We start from the raw sequence: 11,495 nt of genomic DNA, 5'->3' as shown, positions 1-11,495 counted from the left end.
GCGTTCCTCCAGACAGACACTGACCGAACCTCGCCGACCTGACACCGAGCTGCCATGAACGCCCAGAAACGTCTCGAGATCTTCACCCGCCTGCGCAACGAGAATCCAGAGCCACGCACGGAGCTTGAGTGGTCGACGCCCTTCGAGCTGTTGATCGCGGTCCTGCTCTCGGCCCAGGCCACGGATGTGGGTGTCAACAAGGCCACCGCCAGGCTGTATCCGGTCGCCAATACCCCGGAGAGCATTCTGGCGCTGGGCGTCGAGGGACTGAAGGAGTACATCAAGACGATCGGGCTTTTCAATACCAAGGCCGAGAACGTCATCAAGACCTGCCGCATGCTGATCGAGCAGCATGGAAGTGAGGTGCCGCAGACCCGCGAGGCACTGGAAGCGTTGCCCGGCGTGGGCCGCAAGACCGCCAACGTGGTGCTCAACACCGCCTTCGGTCAGCCGACCATGGCGGTGGACACGCACATCTTCCGCGTCTCCAATCGCACGCGAATCGCGCCGGGCAAGAACGTGCTGGAGGTCGAGCACAAGCTGATGCGCCATGTACCGAAGGAGTTTCTGGTCGACGCCCATCACTGGCTGATCCTGCATGGCCGCTACACCTGCGTGGCACGCAAACCACGCTGCGGCAGCTGCGTGATCGAGGACCTCTGCGAGTACAAGGACAAGGTAGACCTCTAACACATCAGGACACCAGGCGTTATCGGGGGGCTTGACCATGCGTGGCCGGCAGGCGTGAACGTTGACTGAGCGAGGACCCCGCCTCCCTGCCTATTCAACCGAGCGGCAACGTAGACTGGAGGCTATCTCCATCGCCCCGGGAACCCGCCATGGCCGCACCTTCCGATGCCGAGGGACGCCACCCTTCGCATTCAGAAGTCTCCACCGAGACCCTAGCGTCTGACGACGACAGCCTGCATGCACGACTGCAGGCCATGTCGTCACGTCTCGAGGCGCTGCAAGCCGAGAACCATCTGCTGCGCACGCTGGTCGATACCCATCCCGACATCCTGTTCATCAAGGATGCCAAGGGGCTGTTTCGCTTCGCCAATCGCACCCTGACCGACTTCTACGGCACCACGCTCGAAGACATCATCGGACGCGACGACAGTCATTACACCGGCAATACCGAGCAGAGCCGCTTCTTCCGCCGCAGCGTAGAGCAGGTGCTCAGCAAGTTCGAGCGTGAGCAGGTCTTCGAGGATGCCACCGACGGCACCACCGGCGAGATCAATCATTTCCGCTCCATCAAGCAGCCCTTCCATGACATTCATGGCAAGCCGCTGGTCGCCGTGCTGGCGCACAACATCACCGCGGAAGTCCGTGAGCATGAGCGCAAGAGCCGTCATATCGATCATATCTATGACACCTCGCTGGAAGGCTTCTGGGACTGGAACATCACCAACAGCTCCGTGACGCACAATCGGCGCTGGTCCGAGATCCTGAACGTCCCCCACGACGAGCTGCACAACAGCCTCGAGGAATTCGCCAGCCTGCTGCATCCCGAGGACACGCCGGAAGTCATGGTCGCCATCCAGGACTGCCTGGAAGGCGGGACACCCTACTACCATCGCCATCGCATGCTGACACGGGACGGGAATGTCGTCTGGGTCATCGACAAGGGGGACGTGATCGAACGTGATCACGACGGCACTCCCCTGCGCATGATCGGTTCCATCACCGACATCACGCGCATCGTCGAATCAGAAGCCCTGCTGCATCAGCACAGTCGCTTCGACCCTCTCACCAAGCTGGCCAATCGCGCCACGCTGATTGATGCGCTGCAGCAGGCGATCATCATCACGGACGCCAGAGACACTCACGGGGCGCTCATCTTCATCGACCTGGATCACTTCAAGAAGATCAATGACCTGCTGGGGCATACCACCGGCGACCATCTGTTGATCGAAGTGGCCCACCGCCTGACCGGCCAGGTGCGGGAGACGGATCTTGTCGCGCGCTTTGGCGGGGACGAGTTCGTCATCCTGGTACAGCCCTTGAGCCATGACCCGCAGGCAGCCTGTCGTGAGCTGGATGAGCTGATGGAGCGTCTGCAGCAGGCGCTCAACCAGCCCTATACGCTCTCCGACCCGCAGTCGCAGCCACTGGATCATCACAGCTCGGCCAGTCTGGGCAGCATCATGTTCCATGATCGCGCCCTGAGTGCGGAGGAGCTCATCCGCCGCGCCGATATCGCGATGTATCGCGCCAAGGAAGCCGGACGCAACCAGACCGTGCGCTTTGACCCGAGCATGCGCGTGGAGCTTGAGCGGGCCGTGCAGCTGGAAAATGACCTGCGTCGCGCCATCGAGCACGAAGAGCTTTACATGGAGCTTCAGCCGCAATTCGACAGAGGGCTCAAGCTGGTCGGCGCTGAATGCCTGTTGCGCTGGCGACATCCTCGGTTCGGCAACATCTCCCCCTATGAATTCATCCCGCTGGCCGAGAAGAGCCAGCTGATCGACAGCCTCGGCGACTGGGTACTGGAACAGGCGTGCAGGCTGCTGGCGGGCTGGCAGAACGGCACCGGTTTCGCCGAGCTCTATCTATCTGTCAACGTCAGCGTCAAACAGCTGGAATCACCGCACTACGTCAGCAATGTCGCCAGAACGCTCGGCCAGCACACCCTCTCCCCTGAATACCTGCAACTGGAACTGACCGAGAATGTCTTCGCGACCGACATGCCAGCCACGGTGGCACGCATGCATGAATTGCGCTCGCTGGGACTGCGGCTGTCACTGGATGATTTCGGCACCGGCTTCTCCTCGCTGACCTACATCAAGCACCTGCCCTTCGATGAGCTCAAGGTGGATCGCAGCTTCGTCAATGATCTCGAGAACGACGAGATGAACCGCCGGATGGTGAACTTCATGGTGCAGCTGGGGCATGAACTGGGCATGTGCGTGGTGGCGGAAGGCGTTGAGACCTCCAGACAGCGAGAGCTGCTGCTGGAGATGGGCTGCGACGCCCTGCAGGGCTACCTGATGGACAAGCCCATGGGGATCGACGATTTCACCGCCAGGTACCTGGACACCTGATGGTGCAAGAGTGGGAGTGGGACTTGGAGTGAGAGTGAGAGTGAGAGTGCGAGTGAGAGTAAAAGTGAGCAGGTGAGTGAGGAGTGACGCTCGGGCCCACATGCCGCAGTGCAACAGCACGACAGCGTCCACGCCGCATTCATGGCACACTGTGGCCTCTTTTCTGTCCGGATACCGTGCGCAATGGAAGACTTCTTCAACTGGATCGGCACTCAGCTTGGCGCCGCCATCCGCTTCATCGTGGAGGGCCTGAGCGGCTTCTTCGCCAATTTCGACGACGCCCTCAAGGGCTTCTTCAGTGGTCTGGCCGGTGAGCTGGGCATGAGCACCTCCCTCTTCAGTCTGCTGGGCCTGGTGTTCGGGCTGTATCTGCTGTTCAAGGGCGTCACGTCACTGCTCAGAGGCTCGATCATCGGCGGCATCCTGCTGGTGTTCCTCGGACTGACCTTCCTGGGCTGGATGATCGCTTGATCGCGCTACCTCATCGGCCACAAAAAATCCCGCCAGTCCGAGACTGGCGGGATTTTTTCGTTCTCGCCCGAGAGAAGGCGTCTGACGCAATCGCGTCCCCTCAGCCTTCCAGCAACAGCAGGATCGACAGCGCGAACAGCACCCACATGGTCGGGCGAATCTCCCGCGCCTTGCCGACCCCCAGCTTGATGATCACGAAGCTCAGGAAGCCGAACACGATCCCGTGGGTGATGGAGTAGGTCAGCGGGATCATCACCATGGCGATGAAGGCCGGAATCGCATCATCGAACTGGTGCCAGTGAATCTTGCGAATCGGCTCCATCATGAACACGCCGACCAGAATCAGCGCCGGCGCGGTGGCGATGGCAGGCACCAGCGACAGCAACGGCGCCAGGAACAGGAACGGCAGGAAGCACAGTGCCACGACCACGGCGACGAGACCGGTGCGCCCACCCTGGCTGATACCGGCCGCCGATTCGATATAGGCGTTGGCAGGGCTGGTGCCCAGCGGTGCGGAGACCAGCGCCGAGAAGGCATCGACCATCATCGAGCGACGGATGTTGCGCGGGTCACCATTCTCATCCTTCAGATTGCCCGCCTCAGCGACCGCCATGAAGGTGGACAGGGCATCGAAGAACACCGTGAACAGGATGACGAAGATGAAGGGCACGTAGGCGATCTTCAGCGAGCCCATGAAATCCAGTGCCAGCAGGCCGCTGAAATCAGGTGCCGCGAAGATGCCGGTGAAGTTGACCAGCGTCGGCTGCGCGATCTCGGGCGGGAAGTAGGCAGTCCCGTCCCCCCACAGACGGCCGATGGTGGCCGCCATCAGGGTGGTCGCCACGATGCCAATGATCAAGGCGCCATGGATACGTCTGGCGACCAGAACCGCCGTCAGCGCCAGCCCGATCATGAAGATCACCAGCGAGGGCGTCATGGGGGCGACACTGACCACGGTGACGGGGTTGGACACGATCAGCTTGGCATTCACCAGCCCGATCAGGGTGATGAACAGGCCGATACCGCAGGCAATCGCATAGCGCAGCTGAGCGGGAATCGCATCGATGACCAGACGTCGCACGTTGAACAGCGCCAGGATGGCGAAGATGACACCCGCCCAGAAGACGCACCCCAGCGCGACCTCCCAGCGCATGCCGGTCCCCAGCACCATGGTGTAGGCGAACAGGGCATTGATGCCCATGCCCGGTGCCACCAGGATCGGATTGCGGGCGTACAGTCCCATCATCAGGCTGCCGAAGAAGCTGACCAGCACGGTGGCGGTCAGTGCGGCACTGAACGGCATGCCCGTAGCGGACAGGATGCCGGGATTGACCACGATGATGTACATCGAAGCCAGGAAGGTGGCAATGCCTGCCAGCACTTCCGTGCGCGTCGTGGTGCCTTCGGCGCGAAGTGAAAAGAGGCGCTCGAACAAGGTGAGACTCCCGTGGACTAGGTCGCGATTGGTTGGAGACAAGACGGATTTCACTGCAGGCGTTTCAGAGGCTGTGTGCTTTGCAGGACACTGCCGGATGTGGCGATTCGTCCCTGACAGGCAGGGACGGACAGACGCCGCAGCACAAGGCACGGATGCGCCAGAGCATGGCACCAGCGCAAGGCACTGCGAATGACGCACCGTCTCCGTGCATGACGCTGTGCATGACGACCAGCGCTCGCCACCACTTGCGCGTCACACTCTTCGCCCAGCATGTGACGGGCAGCATTATAGACGCAAAGTCAGCACGAATTGAGCGTTTCTCGCCAGGACCGCTGCAGCGGCGCATGGCGGTGCCTGCCATCTACCGCCTGGCGTCCGCCATCTGCCCCGCAAGCCGCGACTTGACGCCACTGGCCGCCAGCATGCCATGATGCTCACAAGGATCATCCCCATCGATGAAGCAAGGACCACGCCATGTCACCCTCCTCTTCCCAGTCAACGTCTTGCGACCCGACGGCCTCCGCCTCGTTCAGCTCCGAGCAGAACCTGCTGCCCTTGATCGTCGAGCCTGCGCAGCTGCTGCCGCTGCTTGACCACCCGGACATCGTGATCGTCGATGTTCCGCTCAAGACCGAGAGTCATGCCAGTCATGTGCCCGGTGCACGCCTGCTCGACTTCAAGCGCCTGGTCGGCAGCAACGAGGACGAGATCCCCGGCGTGCCGAGCCCACAGGCGCTGTCCGACATCATGTCCGAGCTGGGCATCACGCGGGACAGCCATGTCGTCGCCTATGACGACGAAGGCGGTGGCTGGGCAGGTCGTCTGCTGTGGACCCTCGCGCTGCTGGGCCACACGCGCTTCAGTTATCTCAACGGCGGTCTGCATGCCTGGCAGGGTGAAGGACTTGCCCTGAGTGAGGCTGCCAGCGAATGGCAGGCCAGTGAATATCACGCCGCCTATGTCGATACCAGCGTGATGGCGACCCGCGAGGACATTCTCGAGCGCCTGTCCGCCGAGGCCCCCGAGGAGAAGGTCGTGGTGTGGGATGCCCGTTCACTGGAGGAGTATCGCGGAGAAAAAGGCCAGAACGCGCGCCTTGGCCATATCCCCGGCGCCGTGCACTTCGAGTGGACCGAGGCCATGGACCGCGAGCGCGACCTGCGCATTCGTGACTATGCCGAGCTGATCACCGAGCTGGGCGCGCGAGGCATCAGTCCCGAGCAGCATGTGGTGACGCACTGCCAGAGCCACCACCGCTCAGGCCTGACCTGGCTGGTGGGGCGTGCACTGGGGTTCGAGGACATTCGCGCCTATCCCGGTTCCTGGAAGGAATGGGGCAATCGCGAGGACACGCCGATAGAACGCTGAGCGGCTGGAGGGGGCTCGCTGCTGCCCCTGCCTGCCCCCGCGCTTGAGCGGCCAATGACGATGGGCTAAGGTGCTGCCAGCCTGCTGGCCGCCATCTCGTTGGTCAGCGCCCGCCCTTCGGGGCGGGCTTCTCTTTTCTGCAAGGATCAACATCGTGGATCGTGCCAAGCTGTTTTCTCTGAGCCAATACCCGTTACCCCAGCACCTGATCTCACGCCTCATCGGGCGCATCGCCGCCTGCGAGAACCCGTGGGTCAAGAACACCTTCATCGAACGTTTCATCAAGGCCTACGACGTCAACATGAGCGAGGCGCTCGAGGAGAATCCGCGCGCCTACGCCTGCTTCAACGACTTCTTCACCCGTGCCCTCAAGCAAGAGGCCCGCCCCATCGAGGAAGGACTCGTCTCGCCTGCCGATGGTGTGCTGTCGCAGTTCGGAGCCATCAGCCACGGCACCCTGGTGCAGGCCAAGGGTCAGGCCTTCTCGCTGACCCAGCTGCTGGGTGGCAGCGAGGAGCGTGCCGCCCCCTTCCGCAACGGCCGCTTCGCTACCGTCTATCTGTCACCGAAGGACTATCACCGCGTCCACATGCCCCTGGCGGGCCGCCTGGTGGAGATGGCCTACGTGCCGGGACGCCTGTTCTCGGTCAATGAAGCCACCGCCACGCATGTGCCGGGCCTCTTCGCCCGCAATGAGCGCCTGGTCTGCATCTTCGAGACCGAACACGGCCCGATGGCCATGGTGCTGGTCGGCGCGATGATCGTCGCGGCGATCAAGACCGTGTGGAGCGGCCAGGTCACGCCACTGTCCGGCGATGTCGAGACGACCCGCTTCGATCAACTCATCGAGCTGGCACGGGGCGCCGAGATGGGTCGCTTCCAGCTCGGCTCCACCGTGGTGATGTGCTTCCCGGACAGCGTCGAGTTCGATGACACCCTGATGCCGGGCCAGAAGGTCAGCATGGGCCAGTCACTCGGCATGCGGCCAGCCTCCTGCGAGTCGCAGGTCGTTGACGAGTCGGCCCTCGGCGATGAAAAAAACTTCGCGCCAGACAGCGAATGACAGGCAGGAGCGCTGCCGAAGGCAATGGATGACACATAAAAAAGGGAAGCCGCCAGGCTTCCCTTTTCAACTGAGGCACCAGTATCAACCGGCCCCCTCTGGCATCCTTGCACGTCAGCATCTCGCCAACGTGCCTGGACATGCCTGTTCGTCCAACTGCGAGTCTTCCTCCCTGAATGGCGTAGTTCTCTTGAGGCTCTACTGCCGGAATCTCTCATGAGCGGCTCCGAGAAGCTCATGCGAGACCCCTGTCGACACCTTGTCACCATGCCCGATGAAAGGCGCCCGACAGCCACTCCTTCGGTCATGTGAATCGCCTCACCCCGTGCCGATCGATGGAGCAGGTACCCAGAGGGAATGTCTGCCCCGCTACGACGCCGGTATGACGACATCAGACTCCCTGTCTGATACCTGCAGTCTAGACGACTCAGATGTCCCTAGCGTGTCAAAGATAAACGCAATTGCTTGCGAGCAACGTGATACCTCAAGCACGTGCTGCCGGAAAGGCAACCACTGCGGCAATATCACGCTCACCCAGTGCCAGCATGATCAGACGATCCAGCCCCAGCGCCACACCACTGCCTGCCGGCATCCCGGCGTGCAAGGCGGCCACCAGGCGCTGGTCTGCCGCGACCTGCGGCAGGCCTGCCGCATGACGCTCGGCATTGTCAGCCGCGAAGCGCGATGCCTGCTCGGCGGCATCGGTCAGCTCATCGTAACCGTTGGCCAACTCGATCCCTGCGACATACGCCTCGAAACGCGAGGCTACCCAATCCCCTTCAGCATCCCGATGCTTGCGTGCCAGCGCCGCCTGGGCCGCAGGATAGTCCGTCACCAGCTCCACGGCGCCCTGCCCCAATGTCGGCTCGATCACCAGACTCATCAGCGCATCCAGGCAGGTCTCATGGGACCAGTCACTGGCATCGACAGCGCACTCACGCCCGCATGCCGCGCGTACCTCGTCCAGAGAGGCACTGAACGGGTCCAGTGACAGCACTCGCCGGAAGAGATCACGGTAGGCCGTGACGGCAGGACCAGCCCCTGAGGCGTCTGATGCATCAGAGGTGTCCAGCAGCGACGACTTGCCGGTCAGCTGCGCCCCGAGCGCCATCACGCGCTGGATCAGCTCACAGGTTTCCTCTCTCAGGCCCTCGAGACTCATGCCGGGGCGATACCACTCCAGCATGCAGAACTCGGGGTTGTGGCGACGACTGACCTCACCATCGCGGAAGGCACGCGCGATCTGGAAGATCGGCCCGCTGCCGGCCGCCAGCAGACGCTTCATGTGGAATTCCGGCGAGGTCTGCAGCCACATCGGCACCCGTTCACGCTCACCGGGCAGTTGCAACGACGATGACAACGAGGCCAGCCCCACGTCGGTCGAGCCGGCCTGCCCCAGCACCGGCGTCTCCACCTCCAGCACCTCACGCTCGGCGAAGAAGGCCCGCACCTCATTGATCAGTCGTGCGCGCTGCACGAGTCGCTCTCGCGTCGCAGTGGGCGCCCAGTCTTGCGGCAAGGGGGGCTGGGGAGAATCAGAGGGAATATCGACGTCTGACATGGCGAGCTCGACGAGTGGATCAGCAAGGAACAGTGGCCAGCCTGCAGGATTGACCGGCACAAACGATGATGCCCCGCACGAGGCGAGGCATCAGAGGGGTCACGACGTGAGCGAAAAGGCTCAGGCGCGCGAGACGTACTCGGCGCTGCGCGTATCGACCTTGAGCACTTCGCCCTGGTTGATGAACAGCGGGACACGCACCACGGCACCGGAAGACAGCGTCGCCGGCTTGGAGCCACCGTTGGCGGTGTCACCCTTGAGGCCCGGATCCGTCTCGACGACTTCCAGCTCGATGAAGTTCGGCGGAGTCACCGCGATCGCGTTGTCATTCCACAGCGTGATGGTGTAGACGACCTGCTCTTTCAGCCACTTGATGTTGTCGCCCAGCGCCTTGCCATCGACGGCATACTGCTCGAAGGAGCCATCGGTACGCATGAAGTGCCACATTTCCCCGTCGGTGTAGAGGTATTCCATGTCGACTTCCATGACGTCGGCAGCTTCGATGCTCTCACCGGACTTGAACGTCCGCTCCCACACACGACCGGTCTTCAGGTTGCGCAGCTTGACGCGATTGAAGGCCTGCCCCTTGCCCGGCTTGACCAGCTCATTGTCAACGATGGCACAGGGGTCATTGTCCAGCATCACTTTCAGACCGGACTTGAATTCGTTGGTAGAATAATTGGCCATCTTGCTCGCTCTCGACTCGTTAACGGGTCTTGCCCGCCATGAATTCCAGATTGCCGCCTCACGGGCAGCAACCATGACTAAGAAGTGATGCGCATGATAACCCGAACCTCGCCATCCTTGCATACCATCACGCATGAGACGTGCGAAAGTCACGATGTGACGCCCCTCGCACTCCACTCGAGTCCGCGCGGTGACTGGCGTGCACAGCTGCGCGACGTCATTCGCTCTCCCGAGGCGCTGCTGGACCGCCTGGGACTGGATCACGAATGGCTTCCCGGCGCCAGCGACGGCCATGCCCTATTCTCGATCCGCGTTCCCGAGGCCTATGCCAGCCGCATCCGCCCCCAAGACCCGAATGACCCGCTGCTGCGTCAGGTGCTGCCACTGGACAGCGAGACGGACGTGCTCGACGGCTATGTCACCGACCCGCTGGAAGAAGCGGAGCACACCCCGCTCCCGGGACTGATCCACAAGTACACCAACCGGGTGCTGCTGATGGCCAGCGGTGGCTGCGCGATCAATTGCCGCTATTGTTTCCGGCGCCATTTTCCCTATGAAGACCACCAGCCCAGCCGCGCGCAATGGCAGGACATTCTCGACTACCTGCGCGCCGATGAGCGCATCCACGAGGTCATCCTCTCGGGTGGCGACCCGCTCGTGTCTCCCGACAGGCGACTGGCCTGGCTGGTGGAATCATTGGGCGAGATACCGCATCTCAAGCGTCTGCGTATCCACACCCGCCTGCCGGTGGTGATACCGGATCGCGTCAATGCCGAGCTGCTGGACTGGCTGAAGGCGACGCGGCTGCAGAAGGTGCTGGTCATCCACAGCAACCACGCCAACGAGCTGGACGCGGAGGTCGCCGCGGCCATGACACGCCTCAAGGCAGCCGGGGTCACCCTGCTCAACCAGAGCGTCATCCTGCGCGGCGTCAATGACTCGGTGGAAACGCAGACGGCCCTCGCCGAGCGACTGTTCGAGTGCGGGGTGCTGCCCTACTACCTGCATGCCTTCGACCCCGTCCAGGGCGCCGCCCACTTCGCGGTCAGCGATGAAGACGCCTGCGCCCTGATGGAGGCACTGCTGGAGCATCTGCCCGGCTTCCTGATGCCACGTCTGGTGCGCGAGATCCCCGGGCGCCGCTCCAAGACGCCCCTGAGTGGTGCTCACTCCCCGGGCCACCTCGCAGACCACACCCAGACTGTCGGCCATGGTGACCATCCGGACCCGACGAGAGCCACGCTGATTGCCCGCAGCTGAAATCCACCGATAAAATCCACCGATGAGATCAGCCGATGAGGTCAGACCTTGAGGTCAGCACTGCGCCATGCGCGGTGCGCTTGCGAAAATCTGCTACCATCGCGGCCCCATTTCGCTAGAATCGCTGGCCATCATCACCATCGGCACACGCCCCAAGAGGCGTGGCCACGCTCAAGGAGCCCATCACATGCCTCATCTCGTCATTGATTATGCCGACAGTCTGGCCCCCAGCCTCGACATGGACGCGATCATGGATGACCTGCATGCCGCCGCCATGCAAAGCGGCCTGTTCAAGGAAAGCGACATCAAGGTGCGCGCGGAAAGCTGGCGTCACTGGCGCCTGGCGGGCAATCAGGCACCACTGGCGCACAAGCATGGCTTCGTCAACCTTCACTGCCATCAGCTGGAAGGTCGAAGCGATGACGACAAGTCGCGTCTGGCGGACATCCTGATGGAAGCCCTCAAGCCGCACTGCGAGGCCGCTCGCGAGGTCAGCGTGGAGATCGTCGAGATCACGCGCGCGACCTACCGCAAGCACAAGGCCTGACCCCTCAGGCAATAACGCAAGACGCCCCGCCGGCAGGCTGCCGCGGGGCGTCT

Annotated in this window: 10 protein-coding genes; 7 read left to right on the top strand and 3 right to left on the bottom strand. The window is 62.5% G+C overall.

All coding sequences use genetic code 11. From position 1 onward, the window contains the following. Nucleotides 1-54: 54 nt before the first annotated feature. The 3 genes from nth to OW493_RS15945 all read left to right on the top strand — a co-directional run bounded on the left by nth (nt 55) and on the right by OW493_RS15945 (nt 3,518). On the top strand, nt 55-690 hold the full coding sequence (gene nth / locus OW493_RS15955; protein ID WP_077374212.1) for an endonuclease III: 636 nt from the start codon (nt 55-57) through the stop codon (nt 688-690). A gap of 149 nt (nt 691-839) precedes the next feature. After that, nucleotides 840-3,047, top strand: a complete 2,208-nt coding sequence (locus OW493_RS15950) for an EAL domain-containing protein (RefSeq protein WP_176494416.1) — start codon at nt 840-842, stop codon at nt 3,045-3,047. A gap of 183 nt (nt 3,048-3,230) precedes the next feature. After that, nucleotides 3,231-3,518, top strand: a complete 288-nt coding sequence (locus tag OW493_RS15945; protein ID WP_077374218.1) for a hypothetical protein — start codon at nt 3,231-3,233, stop codon at nt 3,516-3,518. A gap of 100 nt (nt 3,519-3,618) precedes the next feature. Here the strand turns inward: OW493_RS15945 and OW493_RS15940 are convergent, their stop codons facing one another. Then, entirely contained in the window at nt 3,619-4,953 is a 1,335-nt protein-coding gene (locus OW493_RS15940) for an NCS2 family permease (RefSeq protein ID WP_084208211.1), read from the bottom strand. A 477-nt stretch (nt 4,954-5,430) separates the two neighbouring features. Here OW493_RS15940 and OW493_RS15935 point away from each other — a divergent pair, with 477 nt between their 5' ends. Both OW493_RS15935 and asd read left to right on the top strand, forming a co-directional pair. Continuing rightward, the gene (locus OW493_RS15935) at nt 5,431-6,324 is read left to right on the top strand and encodes a rhodanese-like domain-containing protein (RefSeq protein ID WP_289864879.1); all 894 of its coding nucleotides are present in this window, start codon (nt 5,431-5,433) and stop codon (nt 6,322-6,324) included. Nucleotides 6,325-6,478: 154 nt separating this feature from the next. Beyond that, nucleotides 6,479-7,387 carry an archaetidylserine decarboxylase gene (asd, locus tag OW493_RS15930; RefSeq protein WP_289864878.1) on the top strand — a complete coding sequence of 303 codons (909 nt, stop codon included), beginning with the start codon at nt 6,479-6,481 and terminating at the stop codon, nt 7,385-7,387. Nucleotides 7,388-7,871: 484 nt separating this feature from the next. On the opposite strand, the gene epmA is transcribed toward asd, so the two are convergent. Both epmA and efp read right to left on the bottom strand, forming a co-directional pair. Further along, nucleotides 7,872-8,906 (bottom strand): EF-P lysine aminoacylase EpmA, encoded by a 1,035-nt coding sequence (epmA, locus tag OW493_RS15925; protein ID WP_279875944.1) that lies wholly within the window; start codon nt 8,904-8,906, stop codon nt 7,872-7,874. Between the two features lie 162 nt (nt 8,907-9,068). Further along, nucleotides 9,069-9,635: an elongation factor P gene (gene efp, locus OW493_RS15920; protein WP_077374233.1), complete on the bottom strand. Its 567-nt coding sequence runs from the start codon at nt 9,633-9,635 to the stop codon at nt 9,069-9,071. Nucleotides 9,636-9,791: 156 nt separating this feature from the next. Here efp and epmB point away from each other — a divergent pair, with 156 nt between their 5' ends. Both epmB and OW493_RS15910 read left to right on the top strand, forming a co-directional pair. Further along, complete coding sequence (gene epmB / locus OW493_RS15915; protein WP_289864877.1) at nt 9,792-10,895, top strand: EF-P beta-lysylation protein EpmB; 1,104 nt, start codon at nt 9,792-9,794, stop codon at nt 10,893-10,895. Between the two features lie 187 nt (nt 10,896-11,082). After that, a complete protein-coding gene (locus OW493_RS15910; RefSeq protein ID WP_077374236.1) occupies nt 11,083-11,442 on the top strand; it encodes a 5-carboxymethyl-2-hydroxymuconate Delta-isomerase in 360 nt (119 codons plus the stop codon). Nucleotides 11,443-11,495: the final 53 nt, after the last annotated feature.

This window comes from Cobetia sp. 14N.309.X.WAT.E.A4, assembly GCF_030397495.1.
GTDB lineage: Bacteria > Pseudomonadota > Gammaproteobacteria > Pseudomonadales > Halomonadaceae > Cobetia > Cobetia marina.
Note: the sequence above shows the minus strand (reverse complement) of the source record. Positions and strands in the feature narration are given on the sequence as shown.